22 protein-coding genes, 1 tRNA gene and 1 other annotated feature are annotated in these 22,130 nt (G+C 41.0%); of the genes, 6 read left to right on the top strand and 17 right to left on the bottom strand.

Features of this window, described 5'->3' with window-relative positions:
* Positions 1-111: 111 nt before the first annotated feature.
* Both PGR14_RS06655 and PGR14_RS06650 read left to right on the top strand, forming a co-directional pair.
* Positions 112-741 (top strand): helix-turn-helix domain-containing protein, encoded by a 630-nt coding sequence (locus tag PGR14_RS06655; protein ID WP_015530715.1) that lies wholly within the window; start codon positions 112-114, stop codon positions 739-741.
* A gap of 86 nt (positions 742-827) precedes the next feature.
* A complete protein-coding gene (locus tag PGR14_RS06650; RefSeq protein ID WP_008394179.1) occupies positions 828-2,123 on the top strand; it encodes a tyrosine-type recombinase/integrase in 1,296 nt (431 codons plus the stop codon).
* A 341-nt stretch (positions 2,124-2,464) separates the two neighbouring features.
* On the opposite strand, the gene PGR14_RS06645 is transcribed toward PGR14_RS06650, so the two are convergent.
* From PGR14_RS06645 to PGR14_RS06595, 11 genes are all read right to left on the bottom strand, one after another.
* On the bottom strand, positions 2,465-3,706 hold the full coding sequence (locus tag PGR14_RS06645) for an IS256 family transposase (RefSeq protein WP_270223165.1): 1,242 nt from the start codon (positions 3,704-3,706) through the stop codon (positions 2,465-2,467).
* A 357-nt stretch (positions 3,707-4,063) separates the two neighbouring features.
* Positions 4,064-4,246: a hypothetical protein gene (locus PGR14_RS06640; protein ID WP_082438309.1), complete on the bottom strand. Its 183-nt coding sequence runs from the start codon at positions 4,244-4,246 to the stop codon at positions 4,064-4,066.
* A gap of 18 nt (positions 4,247-4,264) precedes the next feature.
* Positions 4,265-4,405, bottom strand: a complete 141-nt coding sequence (locus PGR14_RS16255) for a hypothetical protein (RefSeq protein WP_242856304.1) — start codon at positions 4,403-4,405, stop codon at positions 4,265-4,267.
* A 56-nt stretch (positions 4,406-4,461) separates the two neighbouring features.
* Entirely contained in the window at positions 4,462-5,235 is a 774-nt protein-coding gene (locus tag PGR14_RS06630; protein ID WP_242856303.1) for a hypothetical protein, read from the bottom strand.
* 3 nt (positions 5,236-5,238) lie between these two features.
* The gene (locus PGR14_RS06625; RefSeq protein ID WP_242856302.1) at positions 5,239-5,421 is read right to left on the bottom strand and encodes an AlbA family DNA-binding domain-containing protein; all 183 of its coding nucleotides are present in this window, start codon (positions 5,419-5,421) and stop codon (positions 5,239-5,241) included.
* Positions 5,422-5,780: 359 nt separating this feature from the next.
* On the bottom strand, positions 5,781-6,626 hold the full coding sequence (locus PGR14_RS06620) for a KilA-N domain-containing protein (protein WP_055262332.1): 846 nt from the start codon (positions 6,624-6,626) through the stop codon (positions 5,781-5,783).
* A gap of 73 nt (positions 6,627-6,699) precedes the next feature.
* Complete coding sequence (locus PGR14_RS06615) at positions 6,700-7,029, bottom strand: hypothetical protein (RefSeq protein ID WP_156339428.1); 330 nt, start codon at positions 7,027-7,029, stop codon at positions 6,700-6,702.
* Between the two features lie 9 nt (positions 7,030-7,038).
* Positions 7,039-7,608: a type IV toxin-antitoxin system AbiEi family antitoxin domain-containing protein gene (locus tag PGR14_RS06610; protein ID WP_008369904.1), complete on the bottom strand. Its 570-nt coding sequence runs from the start codon at positions 7,606-7,608 to the stop codon at positions 7,039-7,041.
* Positions 7,609-7,728: 120 nt separating this feature from the next.
* Positions 7,729-9,483 carry a S8 family peptidase gene (locus PGR14_RS06605; protein ID WP_055262328.1) on the bottom strand — a complete coding sequence of 585 codons (1,755 nt, stop codon included), beginning with the start codon at positions 9,481-9,483 and terminating at the stop codon, positions 7,729-7,731.
* A 67-nt stretch (positions 9,484-9,550) separates the two neighbouring features.
* Complete coding sequence (locus PGR14_RS06600; RefSeq protein WP_055262326.1) at positions 9,551-10,585, bottom strand: bile acid:sodium symporter family protein; 1,035 nt, start codon at positions 10,583-10,585, stop codon at positions 9,551-9,553.
* A gap of 165 nt (positions 10,586-10,750) precedes the next feature.
* Positions 10,751-10,995, bottom strand: a binding site (T-box leader).
* A 62-nt stretch (positions 10,996-11,057) separates the two neighbouring features.
* Positions 11,058-12,074 carry a glycosyltransferase family 2 protein gene (locus PGR14_RS06595; protein WP_055247620.1) on the bottom strand — a complete coding sequence of 339 codons (1,017 nt, stop codon included), beginning with the start codon at positions 12,072-12,074 and terminating at the stop codon, positions 11,058-11,060.
* A 143-nt stretch (positions 12,075-12,217) separates the two neighbouring features.
* Between PGR14_RS06595 and PGR14_RS06590 the strand changes: the two genes are divergently transcribed.
* A complete protein-coding gene (locus PGR14_RS06590; RefSeq protein WP_055262322.1) occupies positions 12,218-13,438 on the top strand; it encodes a 6-phosphofructokinase in 1,221 nt (406 codons plus the stop codon).
* Between the two features lie 250 nt (positions 13,439-13,688).
* On the opposite strand, the gene PGR14_RS06585 is transcribed toward PGR14_RS06590, so the two are convergent.
* Positions 13,689-15,239 (bottom strand): hypothetical protein, encoded by a 1,551-nt coding sequence (locus tag PGR14_RS06585; protein ID WP_055262317.1) that lies wholly within the window; start codon positions 15,237-15,239, stop codon positions 13,689-13,691.
* A 578-nt stretch (positions 15,240-15,817) separates the two neighbouring features.
* On the opposite strand from PGR14_RS06585, the gene PGR14_RS06580 reads away from it, so the two are divergent.
* Positions 15,818-16,318: a DNA-deoxyinosine glycosylase gene (locus tag PGR14_RS06580; protein WP_008369823.1), complete on the top strand. Its 501-nt coding sequence runs from the start codon at positions 15,818-15,820 to the stop codon at positions 16,316-16,318.
* A gap of 147 nt (positions 16,319-16,465) precedes the next feature.
* Positions 16,466-16,539: transfer RNA gene (locus PGR14_RS06575), tRNA-Arg, on the top strand.
* Positions 16,540-16,739: 200 nt separating this feature from the next.
* Here PGR14_RS06575 and PGR14_RS06570 read toward each other — a convergent pair.
* The 5 genes from PGR14_RS06570 to PGR14_RS06550 all read right to left on the bottom strand — a co-directional run bounded on the left by PGR14_RS06570 (position 16,740) and on the right by PGR14_RS06550 (position 20,649).
* Positions 16,740-17,030 carry a DUF2325 domain-containing protein gene (locus tag PGR14_RS06570; protein WP_008369822.1) on the bottom strand — a complete coding sequence of 97 codons (291 nt, stop codon included), beginning with the start codon at positions 17,028-17,030 and terminating at the stop codon, positions 16,740-16,742.
* A 198-nt stretch (positions 17,031-17,228) separates the two neighbouring features.
* Positions 17,229-17,660 (bottom strand): flavodoxin, encoded by a 432-nt coding sequence (locus PGR14_RS06565; RefSeq protein WP_008369820.1) that lies wholly within the window; start codon positions 17,658-17,660, stop codon positions 17,229-17,231.
* A gap of 53 nt (positions 17,661-17,713) precedes the next feature.
* On the bottom strand, positions 17,714-18,313 hold the full coding sequence (locus PGR14_RS06560; protein ID WP_055262315.1) for a DUF3793 family protein: 600 nt from the start codon (positions 18,311-18,313) through the stop codon (positions 17,714-17,716).
* 252 nt (positions 18,314-18,565) lie between these two features.
* Complete coding sequence (locus PGR14_RS06555; protein WP_055156021.1) at positions 18,566-19,597, bottom strand: 3-deoxy-7-phosphoheptulonate synthase; 1,032 nt, start codon at positions 19,595-19,597, stop codon at positions 18,566-18,568.
* A gap of 26 nt (positions 19,598-19,623) precedes the next feature.
* Positions 19,624-20,649, bottom strand: coding sequence for an alpha-hydroxy-acid oxidizing protein (locus tag PGR14_RS06550; RefSeq protein ID WP_055262312.1), 1,026 nt, complete (start codon positions 20,647-20,649; stop codon positions 19,624-19,626).
* A 179-nt stretch (positions 20,650-20,828) separates the two neighbouring features.
* Between PGR14_RS06550 and PGR14_RS06545 the strand changes: the two genes are divergently transcribed.
* Entirely contained in the window at positions 20,829-21,923 is a 1,095-nt protein-coding gene (locus PGR14_RS06545; RefSeq protein ID WP_055262309.1) for a DUF4352 domain-containing protein, read from the top strand.
* The last annotated feature ends 207 nt before the right edge of the window (positions 21,924-22,130 follow it).

Raw genomic sequence — 22,130 nt, 5'->3', positions numbered from 1 at the left:
TATCTTTTTGTCAAGCGTTACGAAATATCAAAAACAAACTTTATGTTGCATATTGCAATTTTAGAAAAACAATGCTATAATTCATACATACCGAAAAAGGAGGCAGTCAGCATGAAAGATAAAGAACTACGCAAGCTGATAGGCAGCAGAGTAAAACAGCGCCGTCTGGAATTGAATCTGACACAGCCTTATGTCGCAGAAAAGATGGGGGTTACCGCTTCTACAATCCTGCGTTATGAGAATGGTTCGATTGACAATACGAAAAAAATGGTGCTGGAAGGTCTTTCGGAAGCACTCCATGTATCTGTGGAATGGCTCAAAGGGGAAACAGATGAATATGAAACCGACATTACGGATAAGAGAGAGTTACAGATTCGTGATGCGATGGGAGATATTCTGGAACAGTTACCGCTTGCCCTTACCAAAGAAGAAGATGCTTTTTCAAAAGATTTATTACTGCTGATGTTAAAACAATATGGTCTGTTTTTGGATTCCTTCCAGTTCGCCTGCAAAAATTTCAAGGGGAATGCTGGTCAGACGGATATTGCCAAAACAATAGGGTTTGAATCGAATGAGGAATATAATGAGATTATGTTCTTAAGGGAAATCACTCCTACCATCAATGCTCTTAATGAGATGGCAGACGTTGTAAGGCTCTATTCCAAGAAACCAAAAACAGCAGAACAAAGGCTTGCAAATCTTTTATCAGAAGTCTTATACGAAGATTCCGAATCGGTATAGTAAGACAACCGGAGTTATGATATACTTACACGCACGAAGCATTTCATCAGTTCCGATTGTCTAATATCGAAAGGAGATATACGATTATGGCAAAAGGGTCGGTAAGAAAAAAAGGAAAGAAATGGTACTACCGCTTCTATGTAGAGGACGCAAGCGGCAATCTTGTTCAAAAAGAATGCGTTGGAACAGAAAGCAAAAGTGAAACTGAAAAGCTGCTCCGTCAGGCAATGGATGATTATGAAAAAAAGAAATTTGTTGCCAAAGCGGAAAATCTCACAGTCGGACAACTTCTGGATGTGTGGGCAGAGGAGGAATTAAAAACAGGTACGCTCAGCAATGGTACTGTGGAGAATTACCTCGGAACAATCCGAAATATCAAGAAACACCCATTGGCAGAACGGAAATTAAAAAATGTAACCTCTGAGCATTTGCAATCCTTCTTTGATTTGCTTTCCTTTGGGGGAGTTCATCCCGATGGAAAAGAGAAAAAGGGTTACAGCAAAGATTACATCCATTCTTTTTCCGCAGTCATGCAGCAGTCCTTCCGCTTTGCAGTATTTCCAAAACAGTATATTACGTTCAATCCCATGCAGTATATTAAACTGCGGTATCAGACGGACGAAGTTGATTTGTTTTCGGATGAGGACATGGACGGAAATATCCAACCAATTTCACGAGAAGATTATGAAAGACTGCTTACGTATCTTCAAAAAAAGAACCCAGCCGCAATACTTCCAATCCAGATAGCCTATTATGCCGGGCTTCGTATTGGAGAAGCCTGTGGTTTGGCATGGCAGGACGTAAATCTGGAAGAACAATGCCTTACCATAAGACGCAGCATCCGATATGATGGCTCAAAACGCAAATATATCATCGGACCAACCAAGCGGAAAAAAGTGAGGATTGTTGATTTTGGAGATACGCTGGTAGAGATTTTCCGTAATGCCCGGAAAGAGCAGTTAAAAAATCGAATGCAGTATGGAGAACTTTATCACACGAACTACTACAAAGAGGTCAAAGAGAAAAACAGAGTGTACTACGAGTATTATTGCTTAGACAGAACAGAGGAAGTCCCGGCAGATTATAAAGAAATTTCTTTCGTCTGCTTAAGACCTGATGGCTGTCTGGAACTTCCGACTACTTTGGGAACGGTATGCAGAAAGGTAGCAAAAACATTAGAGGGATTTGAAGGCTTTCATTTCCACCAGTTACGTCACACCTATGCAAGCAACCTTTTAGCAAATGGAGCTGCCCCAAAAGATGTGCAGGAATTGTTAGGACACTCAGATGTCAGTACCACAATGAACGTCTATGCTCACTCCACAAGAGATGCGAAACGAAAATCGGTTCGGCTTCTTGATAAAGTGGTAGGCAATGACTAAAAAATTTCCCTTATTTCCCTTGTGATTATCTCATAAGGGCAAAAATAAGGGAAACTACATATCATTTCACTAATGGACAGGCGGGAAAGCCTATAAAATGGGGAAAGTTAGAGAGATAATTATATAAATTTCAGTTTGTAGAATTCAAAAATTTAATATGAAATGTGAGATAGAGCGTATGGAAATACTGAGAAAAAGTCTGTAAATAAGATTCTTCTATGATATGCAAGGGTGGCAAGCCTGAAAATCAGGCTTCTCACCCTTGTTTTATATATAACAGTTGTTGAATGGCATGTCAAGAGCAGACGGTTTTCCGCCCGTCTTATTCGCCTGTTTATTCGTTACTCTGGGAGGCGTCCTTCGTACATAATACTCAGTTCACCATACACCTGTGCCCAGTTGCGGATCGTACTGGTCCATTTCTTCGTAGCTTCAAATGTGGCAAGATACAGTGCCTTTAATAGAGCTGTATCGCTTGGAAATACGCTTCTCTGGCGATTCAGTTTCCGGTAGGTAGAATTCAGGGATTCAATAGCATTTGTAGTATAAATCACCGTTCTGACCGTCGTTGAAAATTTAAAGATCGGCGAGATTGCGTCCCAGTTATCCTTCCAGCGCTTCATGGAATTCGGATATTTCGGTGCCCATTTTTCTGTTACACGCTCTAAGGCTGCCAGAGCTTTCTTTTCATCTGTGGCCTGATAAATGGTTTTCAGATCCGTAGCGAAGGCTTTTCTGTCTTTATCCGGGACATATTTCAACGTGTTTCTTACCTGGTGTACAATACAGCGCTGGTATTCCGTCTTTGGAAAAGCTGCTGCGATCGCTTCTTTGATTCCGGTTAAACCATCGGCACAGATGATTAATACATCTTTGACACCACGATTTTTCAGTTCATTCATAACGGAAAGCCAGTATTTTGCGCTTTCGTTATCGCCAACACTGATGGTTAAAACTTCTTTTTTTCCTTCCGTGTTGATTCCCAGAATCACGTAAGCAGCAAGCTTTCGGATCACGCCATTATCCCTTACAGAATAATGGATTGCATCAATGTAGAGAATGGGATAGACCTCGTCCAGTGGCCGGTTCTGCCAGTCTTCGATCTGTGGCAGGATCTTATCAGTCACATCAGAAATAAAGCTTTCAGAAGTTTCAAAGCCATAAATATCTTCGATGGTTTCAGAAATTTGCCGGGTAGTCATTCCTTTGGCATACATGGAAATGATCTTCTGATCAATATCGGAAATATCTTTCTGACGTTTTTTCACAACCTGTGGTTCAAATGTTGATTTGCGATCCTGTGGCACTTCGATTTCCATCGAGCCATACCGGCTGTTGACCTGTTTCCGCTTATAACCATTGCGATAATCATCATTATCTGAGCGTTCGGATTTTTCGTAACCAAGATGATCATCCATTTCAGCTTCCATCATTTCCTTAATGGTGCCGCCTAAAAGATCCTTGAGCGCATCCTGAATGTCTTCTGCAGACTGGATATCGTACTCTTCCAGGAGCTGATGGATGATGTTTCGTTTTCCTTCTGTCATTTGTCCACGATGTACAGGTTTCTTTTGCCTTGCCATAATAAACGGCCCTCCTAATGATATTTATAGTATCATAGAAGAACCTTATAAACATTATTTTACAGAAAAAGTTTCATACTCTCGAAATAATCTATACGTTCTATCTTAAATTCTTCATACTTGTTTCTCCCAGTCACCAATTCGTTCTCTGTACAGTTTCCAATCCTTTTTCGTAGGTTCCATATTCTTCCTCCACTTTATAGTTCATACTTCTTCGCATAAGATTCTCACATCAGTCTCACTAATCCCACTTTTGTTTTGAGACCAATGAAACTAACCACTACATTTCTTTTAAAATATACTTTCCCTTTCCTTTTCCTTCTACAGGAATTACGATGTTCAATACTTGCATAACCTCTATTGCTTTGCCTGCTTTATAATCACCATATCCAAGTTTTTTTTTACTTCCTTACGACCAAAAATCTGATTCATGTCAAAAGCCTCAACAATTTCTTTCATATTTTCCGAAATGGTAGGAGCCAAAATCTTATTGCAGACTGCATCGTCAATAACTTGAAACAGTGGTTTTTTATCAACCAAACCGTGGTTTTTTATCAGTTAAAGTACTGTTTCTGATTGTTGTCTGTAGCATAAAGCATTCAGTCTATATTCAGGATCTTGTAAACGTACCGCTTCTAACTCTTTGCACATACGGTCAACACCCTCGCCATATTCCTTTACAAAGCTATATGCTTTCAAAAATTCTGCAATCTTTGGATTCCTAGAAAAATATGTATGTCAGATATTGTCTGTTTTCACAAGTCCCGGTAACTTTCCACAACAATCCTATCATCAAACATTTTTATCTGAATATCAGTTCCTCTAATACTGTAATCTCGATGTGTAACAGCATTTACAATAATTTCCTGTCGGACAAACTTCGGATATTCTTCTTCTGTTACAAATAACCCATCCTCGCCCAGATAAGTTTTTTCCTTAATTTGTGTATCTAGGTATGCAACTGCATCTGTTATCATCTTCAGTATATTTCCTTCAAAAATGACATCCTTGATAACATTCATCTGTGTCCCGACACGTTCTTCTGTCCCTTCATAACGAATAAAACGTACACGTGCTCTTGGGAAATATAACTGCGGATTTTTACCGAATAACAATATTGCCGCAGAACTTATCTGCACTTTCCCATTTTTTTCTTTTATAAATCCTTTATTTTCCCTCAAATATTCCATTGCTGTCTTGGAATAGCCGATTTGAGCAATATATTTTTCTACAAAAGCTAAATCAATATCCTCTATATCAGCTTCCGGAACCGGTTTATCTTCAAAAAATCGTTCTCCTTTATCATACATCAACTGCATTCGTTCTTCAAAAGCGAGCTTTTTTGATTTATCTCCAACACGCATAAACACTTCATCTGCCTGATTCGCATGTACTTCCATACTTGGTTCAATATGCATAAGAAGAACATGATTCTCTCTTCCTTTAAAATCAATACACTGGACTTTTTCTATTTCTACTTTCACAGTCGGAACACAAAAATCAAACGGTACCCGAAGAAGTTCATTCAACTTTTAGATGTCATAATCGACACCTTCTATCCTGCGTGTCTTGTCAGATATTCCAATGGCAACTGTGCCACCATCAGCATTTGCAAATGCAATAATTGGTATTGCCAATACTTTGGGAGCAATATTGACACTTTTCCTGTCAAATACCTGCATTTCTTCGACTGCCAATACTTCTTCTATCGTCATTTTACCGCTCCTCTCCATTCACGTCTTTTACCTTTAACTATAACTATTTTTCATGCTTATCGCAATACATATTATACTCACTTCATGATTCCGCATTATATATTTCTAAAATCATTTCACCCCGGCAGACTATCCCGGACACACAGTGCCCCCGAGGATGTCAAGTCATTGCTACAAACTTTTTTGGCTTTTCCTCTTGAAAAAGTCTGTAAAACCGTTGTTTTCTTTGTTTTTCTCAGAGGAGGATGTTATATTGTTGTCATAAAATCGTACTGCGGATGTTACACTATTGCTACCCAAAACGCTTCCTATGCAAATTCCTTTCCTGACAAAAGTTTTTGCATAGGAAGCTTTTTTCATCATTCCTGTGAACCTATCTGTGTTTTAACCTGATCTGCTTCATTTAGTATTTTCAACTGGTATTCGGCGATTTCTTTCAAGATAGCAAATCTTTCCTGTCTGCACTTTCCTTCTCTAATCATATGTGCATTGTGAGTCTCCATGTTTGAAAGAACCGTCAATTCATTAATTGTCGCAAAATCACGAGCATTATTCTTCTTCGCAAGTTCAGGATTAGATTCACGCCATGCCTTTGCAGTAAAACCAAACAGTGCAACATTCAGAATATCTGCCTCATCTGCATATGCAAGCCATTCTAAATTTGTCCGGTAATTTCCACTCGGTATAATATAATTCTTAACCGCATCTGTCTGTATCAGATAATTATTTTTTGATAAAAATCTTTTTGCGTCCCACTCTATTTTTTTCTGGTTATTTTCATTTTCCTTTAATCTTTGAAATTCTTTAATCAAATACAACTTAAATACCGGGCTGATTGCAGAAGCAAACTCGAATGCGATATCTTTATGTGCAAATGTACCTCCATAGCGACCTCTTTTTACATACATCCCTTTTGCATTTGTCTTTTCTATCCATTCAGAAACACTAGGTGTAAATGTTAATAATCCAGCCTGTTTTTTAAAGTGTTCAGATTCGAACACTTTAAATTCCGGATTATAAATTTCTTCCCATGTACATAGAAATTCCAACGTCATCCTATTCCTCAACCAATTTCTTATAACATCCGCTGCTCTTGAATCTCCACCTTTCGCGGCCGCCATATCCGTAATACAGATATAATCATCAAAATCCTCACTGGCAACTGTAATTAAAATATCCTGTACTTTAATAATTTTATTCTTTATCACTTTTCTCTCACCTTTAGAATCCAAAAACATTTGCAGAATCCTTTTCTCTTTCATATTTTTATAGTTCTTGTCATACCATCATAATTCCCTCTAAAATAATTCCTGCTATCAGACTAATCAATATTCCCCCTAGTATTGTACATATCACAATTCCCATTATGGGATGTCTTATTTCCCATTTTTTCATTTTTTCGTATATCCTCTGCTCCAAAGCACTTTCCTGATCCCAAAATAAAGGTGTCTGTAAGCTATTTGAATCTAGCTTCTTTTCACCTGCTATTGTACCGCCCGAATACAGACATAACCTTTGATAATAGACAAGTATTCTGAACATTTGTCTTTTTCTGGCACTTTCCAGATTCTCATCCAAAATATATATGCCATCATACATGTAATCCATATTTCTCCTTTAAAATTGTTTTATTCCAAACAACTCTGCATATTTCATCAGACGTTTATACTGTTGCTCACTCTCTTTTACATAATCCATGATTTCAAATGAATTTTCTGGCTCTAAACGCCGTATATCACAAAGGCTCCGTTCAACATCATAGATATTATAACTACCAAATTCTGTCTCTCTTTTTCTCTGACCAATTTGAAAATTTCGTCCAGAAAAATAATGCCGCCTCGTCGGAAAATTCATTTTTAATATACTACGGTCTGTTCGCTCTGTCGCAACCGATAAATACTCTGGTTCCTTTGTACTAACCTTCTGATAATAAAGAGAACTGTCCATACAAATAACAGCCTTTGGATTGCTAAGACATACTTCAATACATTTATAGTCTTGAGGCTTCTTACATTGCCCACCGGATAGCCAATAATGTCCATGTGTCACATTCTCCAAATATCCTTCTTTAACCAAAACAGCGATCTGGCGGTTTGAAAAACCTTCTTCCAGAATTTCTCGTGTTTCCACATATCCTTTATACTTTTTATATAGCATTTCCAATCTGATATATGTATTTGTTCTCATAAACAACTTCCTTTTTTGCATTTTTTATTACACATATTATTGCATTTTTGTTTACACATGTCAATTCATTTTTATGCAAATCAGATTTTTCTTACACATAATCGTATATACCTACTCTCCTCACCCCGGCAGACTATCCCGGACACACAGCGCCCCATACCCCACCTCCCGATTCGGATACTTCTCAAATCCCGGCAGCTCTCTCGCCCCACGCCGGAGATACGCCTTCACCTTCTCCCCATACAAAAACAGATCATTCCCTCTCACAATCCCCCACTCCATCAAAAGTGCCGACGCTCCGGTTACAAAAGGCGTCGCAAAAGAAGTTCCACTCACCGTAGTCATCCCTCCGCCAACTGCTGCCGTCCTGACATTCACTCCCGGCGCCACAAGATCCGGCTTCGTCCTTTCATCCTGCCAGGTATATCCCCTTCCTGAAAAAGGTGCATAGGAAAAAGTAAGCGCATCATACGCTCCAACCGATATCACTTTTTCCGCAGTCGAAGGGATCGTTAAGGTCACTTCTTCATCTGGATACAGAAATCCCGTCCCCCGGTTTAGTACATTCTCACTTGGCAGCCACAGATCATACTGTCCTTCCACAACCCTTGTCGGATTCAGGATAATCTGCCAGACTCCCGACGTAATATAATTCGTCACCGGAATCATATCAATATAAATTTCCTGTGCCACATTATACGGGCTCGGCTTTCCATAATATAATAAAATCTCCGTATCTCCAATCCGAAATCTCTGCGGGCCGAGAACAGACTGAATCGGGCCAATCCGCGTCCCTGTCGGAGATACGAATGAAATTTCCACTTCGTCCGTATACGCTTTCCAGATCTGAATATTCAGTGTTGGTTCTTCCGACTGCACTGCAAGCTGTATTCTTTCTTCCTTCCTTTCCTGCATCACCCCGGACGTATGTCCTGCACTTGCTGCCTCATTTCCCGTTCCCACACAGATCACACTCTTCCAGAAATTCGACAGATCATCGATATACCGCTCCACCAGACTTCTTCCATCATGAGAGCCATAGGTATTTCCAAAACTCAGATTGATCGCCACCGGCATCCGCACCTCCAGCGATTTCCTCACCACATAATCCAATGCCTGCATCAGCTCTGTCGTCCGTGGAAATCCATCTGGCATAGGCGACCCCATTTTTACTACAATTAATTCACTGTCTGGCGCCACACCGGCATATAGCTTTCCACTTCCTCGCCCATTTCCGGCAGCAATCCCTGCAACTTGAGTCCCATGGCCGGATATATCCTGACTTGGCACCATTCTTCTCCTTTCCTCTGACGAGGCAGCCTCAAGTGCCCTGTTAATCTGCTCCTGGGTAAATTCCACTCCCATCCGATAACCTTTTGGTGGATTCTTCTCTTCATTCTCATCCGATATTAGCGACTGATCCCACAACGCCCTTATCCTTGTCGTTCCATCTGCATTCCGAAAATCTTCATTCGCATAATCAATCCCCGAATCAATTATCGCCACAAGTACACCCTGTCCACGAAGATCAAGAAAGCGGGTATCCTGTACCTCATTGATACAGGATACCCGCTTTCCATTTGCTATTTGAAAAAATAAACGTTTCGGTTTTTCTATATATTCTACCTCCGGAATATCCGAAAGTCTATCAATTCCAGATCGGCTGATCCGAATGATTGCGTACTCATTCTGAAGCTCAACCACCTGGCTCGCCAGATCTCTTATCTGGTCCAGATTGCCCGAATATTTAATAATCAATTCCCATTCCCTGTCAATCGGATGATAACCGACATCCAGATTCAAGGATTTCTCTCTTTCCTCTTCTGTTGCACCAAGTGCCAGATTTAAAAGATTTTCCAGCTTCTGATCTTTCATAACTTCTTACGTCCTGTAAGTTATTCCTGATATTTTATGATGACCATTCCGAAATTATTTCTGTATTTTATGCTACATTTTCTGCAGCCTGCTTTTTATTTGCAGGCTTTCCTGCTTTTCTCTTATCATATGCTGCAAATAATCCTGCGAGAAGTGTTCCTGAGATAGAATGCCATGTACAGGATACAGCACAGATAATTGCAGATTCCGGTGCCACCGCAAACTGTGCCGTTGTAGTTGCAAGGTTGGTAGCAAGTCCGGCGTTCTGCATTCCAACTTCGATGGAGATCGTTCTCTTCTTTGCAGTATTCATACCAGTCAGTCTTCCTGCGCCATATCCCAGCAGATATCCAAGTCCATTATGAAGAAATACTGCCACAAAAATTACAACTCCTGATTCAAAGAATTTGTCTCCCTGCGAAGAAACAACTCCGCCAACTACACATGCAAGTCCAAGTACTGCAACTCCAGGCATTACTTTCTGAAGCTCTGTAAATGTCTTTTTCTTTCCAAACAGATAATTCAGTAAAAATCCAAAAGCTACCGGAACAATAACGGTCTCAACAATAGATACAAACATCGGAAGTCCTTTGATCGTAATATGTGTTCCGCTTGCAAGAAGTGAAACCATAAGCGGTGTCATAACCGGTGAAATGATTGTGGATACCGTAGTCATTCCTACAGAAAATGCCACATCCCCGCCACACAGATAAGACATGATATTGGATGATACACCACCCGGGCAACAGCCCACAAGGATCAGACCAAGTGCAATTCCATCCGGAAGCTGAAGTACTTTCGTCAGTGCAAATGCAAGAAATGGCATGATCAGATACTGCGCGATTGCGCCGATACAGATATCAAAAGGTCTCTGTGCCAGAATCTTAAAATCTTCGGTTGTCAGTGTCAGCCCCATGCTGAACATGATGATTCCGATGATGATCGACTGACAGGTGAACTTGTTGGATACCGGATCAACGAACAATGGGTTATTTACCCATCCCATCATTGCCGGTACAAAGAATGTGACTACTGCAATAGCGATTACCACCACTGATGTATAGTCTGATAAAAATTTGCTTGCTTTTTGTAATGCTTTCATTACAGTTTCCTCCTTTTTCTTTTCGTCCACACAAAACTGTTCTTCTAATCATCCGATAACAAAATTCACAGGATTTTTTGTATACACAGCAATAAAAAGGAATGTGCCTTTTGTTTCATAGGAACTTCCTATGAAACAAAAAAATCCCTTTCCAGAATCAATCTGAAAAGGGACGAATAAAATCCGCGTTACCACCCTAATTCCACAGAAAATAATCTGCGGCACTTCACATACCAACATATGCTATCCATATAACGGTGGATCCCGGCGAAGTCTACTTGCAGATACTTTTCTGCTTTGGACCCGCTTCTTAGAGAGGATATCCTTATCCGGTTATTACCTGTTCACACCATCCACAGGCTCTCTGAAAATAATGACGGATACGACTTTGTTCTCATCAACGAATTTTGGTGAACCATATTTTCTTTAATCGTTATTATAGTCTTCTCTTCGGAAATGTCAAGAACGAATTTTAATTAAATCCTACAATTCTTCTCGCCACAATGTACGCCAGAGACGAAATCTTTCTTCCTGATCTGCCCGGAAGATTCATGGTCTGTCCAAGGATTCCGTAACGGATCTTCCAATAAGTTCCGTAGTGATTCTTCTTCAGATACTGCCACAGCTCCCGTTTCTTTTCCAGATTCTCTGCATTTTTGGAACGAATCAGAAGAATCGAAGACACCGTCATCATAATTGCAAGATAATTAGTCATATAGACCCGCAGTTTTTTATTAGAAATCTTGCGCATATCATACATATCAATCATACTCTTTGTGACAAAGATCTGCTGATCCACACGACTGATCATCACCTTTTCATTGACAGACTGATCTTCTCTTCCAATGTAATAACGATAAAAATCCACATCCATGTAATACATCTTACGCACATGCGGGAGTGGATAGTAAACATAAATATTGTCCACATAGAACGTATGCTTCGGCAGCCTGAGCTGACATAATTTCAGGAAATCTGTCCGGTAAATAACAGAATGCATCAGAATATACTGTCCCAGATGAAAATGTTTCACATCATTCCAGCCAAAAATCTCTTCCTGTGGAAGCACATTCTTGTACTCAATCACTTTCTTGTGCTCCATTCCTTCTTTTTCGTATACATAATTGGCAAGCAGCATATCCACCTGCTTTTCTTCCTCTTCAAACTTTTTCAGAACATCCAGAATCTTGTACAGTGCTTCTTCATCTACCCAGTCATCACTGTCCACAACTTTAAAATATTTTCCCTCTGCGTGGTCAAGACCTGCATTGACCGCATCTCCGTGTCCACCATTTTCCTTATCAACTGCACGGACGATCGTTGGATACTTTTCTTCATACTCATGTGCAATCTTTGAAGTATCATCCTTTGATCCGTCATTAACTATGATGATCTCTACATCTTCTCCACCTTTTAAAATAGATTCCACTGCCCGGTCCATATAAGCTGCCGAGTTATAACACGGAATCGCAAACGATATATATTTCATGTGTATTCTCCTTCTCAATTTAAAGCTCACGTTCCTAGTATAGCCTAATTTTTTTTGTTTTCCAACTGATATTGTAAATTTCACATTTTTCGGCTATAGTTAAAGCTATATGATTACTATGAATAAAGAGGAGGATTTCAACTATGAATCACAATTTACTGGTCGGACAATCAGGTGGTCCTACTGCTGTAATCAACGGAAGTCTTTATGGTGTTGTCTCAGAAGGTCTGGCAAATCCGGAGATTGATAATGTCATCGGTATGATCAACGGTATCGAAGGTTTTCTTGCCAATCACACAATGGACATGGCACCTTTAAAAGAAAATGGCGAACTGGAACGTATCCGCACCACACCGGGTTCTTATCTTGGTTCCTGCCGTTATAAATTACCGGAAGATCTTTCTGATCCGGTTTATCCTGAACTTTTCCAGAAATTTACCGAAAAAGAAATCAGCTATTTCTTCTATATTGGCGGAAATGATTCTATGGATACCGTAAGTAAATTATCCCGCTACGCAGCAACAGTCGGAAGTGATATCCGCATCATCGGAGTTCCGAAAACCATCGACAACGATCTGGTTCTGACCGATCATACCCCGGGCTACGGAAGTGCTGCCAAATATGTTGCTTCTACAGTACGCGAAATTGCAATTGATGCCTCTGTCTATGATAATAAACCATCTGTCACCATCGTCGAGATCATGGGACGCCATGCCGGATGGCTGACTGCCGCAAGCGTTCTTGCCCGCAAATTTAAAGGCGATAATCCGGTTCTTATTTATCTTCCGGAAGTTGCTTTCTCCCCGGATGCATTTATCGAAAAGGTAAAAGAAAAGCTTACTAAAACTTCTAATCTCGTTGTCTGCATTTCCGAAGGAATCAACGATGGTAACGGAACCTTTGTCTGCGAGCTTGCAAGTGATGTCGGCACAGATACTTTCGGTCATAAAATGCTGACTGGCTCCGGAAAGTATCTTGAAAATCTCGTAAAAGAAAAGCTTGGTATCAAAGTACGCTCTGTGGAGCTCAATGTCTGCCAGAGATGCTCTTCCTCCTGTTTATCTGCCACAGATCTGGACGAAGCCGCTGCTTCCGGCCGTTTTGCTGTAAGTGCCGCTTTAGATGGTGAAACAGGAAAGATGATCAATTTTATCCGTAAGAGTGATGACCCATACATCCTTGAATTCGGAACTGCAGACGTAAACGAAATCTGCAATAAAGAAAAAGCTGTTCCTGAAGAATGGATCACAAAAGACGGTTCCGACATCGGAGATGAATTCATCGCTTATGCCCGTCCACTGATCCGGGGAAGTGTAGAAGTACCTATGAAAGATGGACTTCCATACTTCGCATTCCGCAAATAGTCTTGTTCACAATTTGTTCATTTATCTTTCAAAAATCCTTCATTTGTTAAACACTCTTTCTTCACAAGTGTTTTATATACTAGAATCATCAAATGAAGAACATAAAAGATAAAAGATTTCAAACAAATCATTTAATAAGACGTGCAGAAGTTAATAATAGAATAACTTTTTCATAATACATGCCGGGGGCTTTTAAGTCACCCGGCATCCTCCCTTTTATGGGACTTTTTCAAAAATTTCTTTCAGCGTTTTATTCTCCAACCCGGATATTTTCTCCATCGATCACAATTTTATATTTTCCCTGAAGCTGTTTAAACGCTTCTGATTCTGCAAGCTCAGGAACTGCTTGGATGGCCTTTTTTACTGCTTCTGCACATAATTCTCTTTCCATTTCCGGATTCTCACAATAACGCTCCAGATAGTTCATCCACAACCTTTCTGAATCCGGTAATACTTCAACCGCCTCTCTGCTGATCTCCCACACTTTCTCATATTCCTGCGCTTCTTCATAAATCAACTGCAGCTTTTCATAAATCTCTTCTAATTCTTCTTCATTCGATTCTAATTTTCTGATCTGTTCATATTGTTCAGCTGCTTTTAAATTCTCACCAAGTTTAAAATAGCTTTCTGCAAGATATTTTCTGACCTCACACTCCTTTTCTCCATTTGTATCCCACCGGTACCACGCCTGTCTTCTAATCATCTCCTCACCAATTCTCTTTGTCAGCCTGTGCCATTTTTCACTCTCTTCCAGAACACTTACCTTCAATAGCGGGTATTGGTACAAATACACTTTCATCTGTATTTTTTCTGCACGTTTCTCCAATTCATCTAATATTTTTTTTACTGCATCTTCTGCGCTTAATCCATCCTCCTGCTGTATACTCCCTTCTTCCAGACTCGCTATGACTACCCGGTATGCATCGGAAAACTCTGTCTCCTGCATTTCCTTATCGAGACTATCCAGGCTGTTCACATAATCTTCCCACGCTACATAATAAATAAGTCCCATTTCCAGATAAGGACTGTCCCCATTTTGTTCCACAACCTCTTTTGTCTCCTTTTTCTCCTTTACTCCTTCCTGAACTCCCGCCTCTGGCTGATCCTGATCCGCTGCAATCGCTTTTGTTTCCGGCTTTTTCACTGTCCCTCCGATGATTGCTGCACTCATGATACAAACCGCCAGAATTGCAAGCAAAATCTTTTTTGCCGAAACCTTATCCCTCGGTCTTTCCATTTCCCTTTCCAGAAAACCAATTTCTTTTTGCATATTTTTCAATACTTTTATGGCATTTTTCCCACTGCTATAACACTTTCCAAGCATTCTTTTCCAGACTCGCTCTTCTTTCCGTGTAAATGCCTTTGGATCCAGACATTTTTCTACTGTAAATTCCATTATCTTTGCCAGACCATACAGATCATCCGACCGTTCTGTCTTCTGCGAAAGAACCCTTTCTTTCCTTACAAAAAGCATACGAAGCTTTTTCTTCTTCATCTGCTTTAAAAGTTCCTCGTTTTCCGGTTCATTGATATCCAGAAGACAAAGCATTCCGTCTCCGGTTATGATCACTGCATATGGATTCACATATCCATACGCCGCATCCTCATTTCCACAACGATAATACTGTTCCAGCTGTTTTGAAAGCTGTCTGATCCAGTCAAATACTGTTTCTTTTTCCACCCGGATCCCCTGTTTGATATACTCCATCAAAGAACAGCCTTTTGCATAGTCATTTACCATATAACTCCAGCCATTCTGATCCACAAAACGGAGTACCGCATAGTCTCTTCTTTCTTCCATCCTGTTCCTCCCTGTGTCTGTTCATTCATATTAACTTGTCCTGAAAATGTCACATCGAATCATGTGTCTGATATCATATACTTTTCTTGTGATCTGTTTCAAAGCAGAGAATGTCACCCGGCGTATCTTCAGAGTATTTCATTATACCGGATGCAATTTCCTATAAAATAAAATTAGAATCGAATTAGAGTGACTTCACTATACACTGACATCTGCCACTTTACAAGCAGAACTTTTTTCAATAATTCACAAACTTTTTGTTCTAAAATCAGTCACTGATCTTTTTATTTTCTATAATCCTCTGACAGTCACAAGGATTCCCTGTCTTGTGCATTCTGCCAGATTGGTTACTGTTCACAGTACCTGTGACCAGCAACGCGTCTCGCCATTTTAAATCGCCTTTGGCGATGGGCGAGATGCGATTCAAGATAAAAGGTGCAGCCTCCGTGCCAATCAGCGTCGTGATTGACACGGGAGTGAACAGTAACCCGGACTGTACTTTTTCCCATTCCCACTTGCTTTTCACTCCCGTATCGCTTATCCTTTTATTGAATATATTTATGAAAGAAGGCATACCTATGGCTCAATCTTCACATGTACTTCACGAAATCCATCCTGTATTTAACACAGACTCCCGCATTCTGATCCTTGGGAGCTTCCCTTCTGTAAAATCACGGGAAAGTCAGTTTTTCTACGGGCATCCAAGAAACCGTTTCTGGGATCTTCTTGCCACACTTACAGGTGAACCACTTCCTGCCGGCATAGAAGAGAAAAAATCACTGCTCCTTGCACACCACATTGCCGTCTGGGATGTGATCGCCTCTTGTGATATCGAAGGCTCCAGTGACAGCAGTATCCACAATGTCGTTCCCAATGACCTTTCAGAGATTCTTCAGACGGCATCCATCCGGCAGATTTTCACCAACGGTGGCACTGCATACCGCTTATATAAAAAATACTGTTTTCCACAAACTCAGCAAAAAGCAATCTGTCTGCCATCCACAAGTCCGGCAAATGCAGCCTGGTCAAAGAAACGCCTGCTTACCAAATGGAATCAGATCTGTCCTTATCTCGAATAAGAACCAGCAAACCGGCTTTCATCGCCCCGTTCAAAAATGAGGTCAAGATTTTTTGAACTTTTTTCATTTTAATACTTGACATATTATTTTTTCTGATGTATACTTAATTTTGTTGTTGAGCAACACAGTTCAACACACGATATAAATGTGCGTTTAGCTCAGCTGGATAGAGCGTTTGGCTACGGACCAAAAGGTCGGGGGTTCGAATCCTCTAACGCACGCTGTAAGAGGTCTTTCGTGAGAAAGACCTCTTTTTTATATTTGCCAAGCTGGGCACATATAAAAAGTGCCCAGATAATTTTCATACCAGGACACATTCATTTCATTTCTTTTCGCTTTTCCACTCTGCATTCTATCCAAGTGCCACATCCAGCGTCGTTCCAATAAAAGGGATCATGATCCCGGTAAATAAATTCATGCTTTAAACTGCTGCTCCTGCTTCCTGTGTTAAAATTTCTGTCAGAGCCGCACCACTGCTTGTATGACTGCGAACCACCTTCGCATTGCTTCTTTTTGCCTCATCAAGCGCGGTTTTTACCATCTTGTGCGATACTGTATTTGTAAAAAGTACAAACAGGTCAGGCTGTCCAAGCTGCTTATTCAGATCGGCAGACATATGCGTAAATACTTTAGCTTTACATTTAAACTGTTTGCATATTTTTTTATACTGACAGACCATTCTGTCATGACCTCCTACAATTACAACGCTCATTCTTATCCATCTCCTTAATTCATTCTAATAACGATTGTGATTTTTTTGTATGCCGCCCCGCAGAAACGGAGCGGCTCTTTTTTGATGATTATTTAGCTTTTAATTTTTGATTTTTATTTGTTTTTGATTCGATTATAATTTTATTTGATTATTTAGCTTTTTCGGTTTTCTGTTTTATTTAAAAGGTGTTCGTATCTCTTATAAGCCAGCCACCTCCCTGCCGAGTGACTCACACTCATCTATTGCATCTGCTCCCGGTGTTCCGTGGCAGATAAGTCCTTCTCCGCCGACGATCTGTGCGCCAGCCTGTTCCATTCTTTCAGCCCATGTACGCATCCATTCGCCGTCTCCCCAGTCATAGGATCCAAACAGGGCAACCTTTTTTCCTGATGCAAATCCTTCCAGTTCAGATACAAACGGTTCTACCGTTCCGTCTTCCAGTTCTTCAGCTCCCATTGCAGGGCATCCAAGTACCCAGACAGCCTGATCTTTTAAATCAGCAGGCGAAATAGTTTCCATCGGTACTACATCAGCACTTTTCCCTGCTGCTGTAATTCCTGCTCCAATTGCCTGTGCCATTGCTTCTGTATTTCCTGTTCCGCTCCAGTATGCTACACAAATATCACTCATTTTTAAATTCTTCCTTTCTTTTTTCTTTCTATCATCTACCAGGTTTTATTCCTTTATGCAGGCTGTATGTCAAATGGCTGTCTCACGCTTCTTGCTGCATGCCACAAATCCTTCCCTGCCTGCATTTCCCTGATAAATTCCTCTTTTACAACGTTGTAGATAGAAAACATTTTCTTGCGTTCTTCTACGTTCTCATACACTTTCCAGTATCCCTGATAAAGGAAATCTTTTCCGTTGTGCTCAATAAACCCTTTCACATCTGCAAGTGGATATCCGAGGAAAATTCCAAGTTCATGTGGAAATTCTGCACTTCCATGCTGATATCCTTCAAATCTCAGATTCATGATCTGAAGCATCTGTGGAAACTCAAATCCCCGATAGCCAAATGTATCAAGAAATTCGCTGTATTCTTTTTTTCCAAGGATTTCAAGAATCTCTTCTTCTCTGTAGATCAGCCATACTTTTCGGACTCCGCTGTCGCAAAGCATGCTGTATGAAATTCCCATCTCTTTCAGACTTTCCGCAACTTCCTTTTCACTTACATTTTTCAAGGTCAGAATATTGGATGGCTTTACACCGGTCAATACCGGAGCACACTGCCATGCAATTTCCATCTGAGCAGATGTCTGTGCATCTTTCTGCATCCAGTTCATGTTGTTTTCCTCTTGTATGAGTTTGTTTAAATTTATTTTAGTTAGCTTTTTCTAACTATTTATAGTCTACTATATTAGTGGGATTTTGTCTATAGGAATTTTTGAGAAGTTTTCTCATTAACCCGTAATTTATGTTTTTACAACATACATTCTATCTGCCCTGGAAATATATCTTACTGTAATTTTGTAATCATTTCTGCAAAAAAAAAGTGTATCAAAGTTTTTCAACCTTGATACACTGTATTTTTACAATTAACAGTCTTCCGCAATCTTATCAATCAGTCTCACTGTATCTTCCCATCCAATACACGGATCCGTAATCGATTTACCGTATACCATATTTCCGCCGATATCCTGTCTTCCTTCTACCAAGTAGCTTTCTACCATTACACCTTTGATCAGTTTTTTCAGCTTTGAATCATAATTTCTTGTGTGCAGCACTTCGCTTACGATTCTGAGCTGTTCTTTGTACTGCTTGTTAGAATTGGAATGATTGGCATCAATGATCGCTGCAGGATTCTTCAAATTCTTCTGCTCATACATATCCAGAAGTCTCTTGCAATCCTCATAATGGTAGTTTGGAATCGTTGTGCCATATTTATCCACGCCGCCCCGCAGGATCACATGTGCCAGATCATTCCCACCTGTCGTCACATCTTGCCCACGATAAATGAAGCGGTGCGGTCCCTGTGCTGCAACAACAGAATTGAGCATTACCGATAAATCTCCACTTGTCGGATTCTTCATCCCAATCGGGATATCCATTCCGCTCGCAGTCAAACGGTGCTGCTGGTTCTCAACCGAACGCGCACCAATCGCTTCATAAGAAAGAATATCATCCAGATAACTTCTGTTCTCCGGATAAAGCATCTCATCTGCTGCTGTCAGATAAGTCTCCTGCATGGCTCTGATATGCATTTTACGGATTGCAATGATTCCGGCAAGCAGATCCGGTGCCTGCTCCGGATCCGGCTGATGCAGCATTCCCTTGTATCCCTCTCCGGTTGTACGTGGCTTGTTCGTGTAGATTCTTGGAATGATCATCAGCTTATCCGATACTCTGTCATTTAACTTTGCAAGCCTGTTCACGTACTCACATACCGAATCTTCATTGTCCGCCGAACATGGCCCGATGATCACCACGAATTTGTCTGATTTCCCTGTAAAAATATCACGGATCTCCTCATCCCGCTTCGCCTTGATAGCTTTTAATTTATCCGATAACGGATATTCGTTTTTCAGGTCTGCCGGTAATGGCAGCTCTGCGTTCACTCTCATTCCCATTGTATTATCCTCCTGCATGTATTTTTCTAGTCCTGATAATATCTTACCATATCTCTTGTAATTTCTGAAACAGAATGTGCACCGCACATCTGCATGGCATCTTTGAGTTCTGCTCCCAGCTTATCAATGTAAAGCTTCACACCTTCTTCTCCACCGCCATAGACCGCTACAACGAACGGCCGGCAGATCAGTACACCATCAGCACCAAGTGCAAGTGCCTTAAAAATGTCTGTACCGGAGCGAATCCCTCCGTCAACCAGAATCTTCATAGAACCGTTCACTTCTTTTACAATCTCTTCCAGCACTTCTGCAGTTGCCGGACACTGATCCAGCACTCTTCCTCCGTGATTAGATACGATGATCGCATCGGCACCTGCTTCTTTTGCTTTTCTCGCGCCTTTCGCTGTCATCACGCCTTTGACAATAAATGGTCTTCCAGCCATCTTCACAATCTCGGAAAGCTCCTGTACATTCTTGCTTCCTGCCGGCGGATTCATATTTTTCAGAAACGGAAGTCCTGCCGCATCAATATCCATCGCTACCGCAAATGCTCCTGACTTCTTCACCAGTTCCATCTTCTCCCGGACAGTATCCAGATTCCAAGGCTTTACTGTAGGTATCCCGCATCCATCATTTTCACGGATTGCCTCCGTTGCAGCCTCCATTACCTTTGCATTCACTCCATCTCCGGTAAATGCGGCGATTCCGGCATCTGCACAGGCTGATACCAGTACATTATTATAAGAAACATCATCATACCTGTCACTGTAGTGCAGATTCACGGCTCCAACCGGTCCTGCAAAGAACGGCATCTTAAATTCCTTTCCAAATAAATTCACAGAAGTGTCTGTCTCTCCGCCATCACAGATCGTATCCATGTTCACGCGGATCTCCTGCCACTTTTTATAATTTCTGATCGCAGTATCACCAACACCTTTTGCGCCCGGTCCCGGTATCTGGTTTTTACATGCTCTTCCATCACAAACCGGACAGGCTTTGCAGTAAAGCCCCATAGATAATTTTGCGTTTTCCATCATTTCCTGATATGTCATATCATTCCCTGCTTTCTTTTGTTTTCCTGTATCTGACAGCTTCGACTTTCTGCCACGTTACTTAGTCAGTATGATATCACTTTTCTGCCTGTTCGACAAGAATACCTCCTTGTTTTTGACAGGATTTTCCCCTATAATAAAAACAGAACACTTGAATCATAAAGGAGACTTAACTTAGAATGAAATGCCCTGTATGCGGTCACAAAGTCCGCCCCAGCAAAAAATATCCCGGCAAATATCTCTGTGATACCTGCCGTAAAAGATTTCCGGCATCCGCTGTGATTCCGGATGATACAGATACCCGAAGTGCCAGATCTTCTGCCCATAAGCATGGATCTGTTTCCAGAAAAAAGCGCCCGGCTGCCAGACAGCAGGCTTTTTTCGACGATCCCCTGAACGGACCGGAGATCTACCACAGCACAGCTGCTGCCATGCGCAGCATGCGTAAAAATGTTCCGGAAGCAGAAGAAGCAGAAGCTCAGAAGAAAACCACTGAAAAAAAAGAGACTGAAAAAGTTTCTACAGACAAACCCTTTTCCGGAAATGAATCCTCCGTACAGGAGCATGCTCCAGTTCCAGAACCAGTTATCAGCTCCGGTCAGGAAGATGAACCTGCTGCCAAACCAACGCCAGTTTCCAAAAACGATACTGCAGGCACAAAGTCCGATGTATCTTCTGATGATGTAACTTCACCAGACCAGCTAACAAACCCCAAAAAGAAACACAAAAAAAGTCTGCCGTTTATCATCTTGATTCTCATCCTGATCATTATTGCGGTTATATTCCTTTTTCCCAAAATGCACACTTCTTCTGACAATTCTTCCGGCACTTCAACACCGAAGAAGACAGCTGATGCCACCAAAGAGATCTATAAGCAAAATGAGACCGCCGCATACAATGGCATTGAGATTACGATGGACAGCTACGTAGAATCCGAAGGAGATGACTGGTCTGTCCCGACAGAAGGCAATGAATTTATGTTTGTCCATATGACAATTGTCAATCAGACATCTGATGATCTGGTCATCAGCAGTATGGCAAGCTTTGAAAATTATTGTGACGATACCAAACTTGACTACAGTGCAGCTGCATTTACTGCTCTTGCAACCACAAGCGACCAGCCAAAGCTCGATGGAACGATCGCTCCCGGCGAAACCCTGGAAGGATATCTTTCTCTGGAAGTCCCACTGAACTGGTCTACCATCGAAATCCGATATACCGATAAGATCTGGTCTGATGATGCCATTCATTTTCAGATCAAGCGCCAGGAGTAAACTACTACCTGCAGATACATGGATGGCAAAAGCAAGCTTCTTCGGAATTCTCTGTCAAATAAAAAAGGATGCAGCTCTATGCTAACACCACATAAGGCAGTAACTTAAAAATTATAAGAATACAACTTTATAGGGCATTGCAAAGAACAGAGAAAGACTTTGACTGTAAAAGGTCAGAGTCTTTTTTCTATGTTTTGAAAATCCACA

The sequence above is a fragment of the Coprococcus sp. AF99-45 genome, assembly GCF_027663865.1.
In the GTDB taxonomy this organism is placed as follows: domain Bacteria; phylum Bacillota; class Clostridia; order Lachnospirales; family Lachnospiraceae; genus Allocoprococcus; species Allocoprococcus comes.
This window is presented reverse-complemented; position numbering and strand designations above follow the sequence as displayed.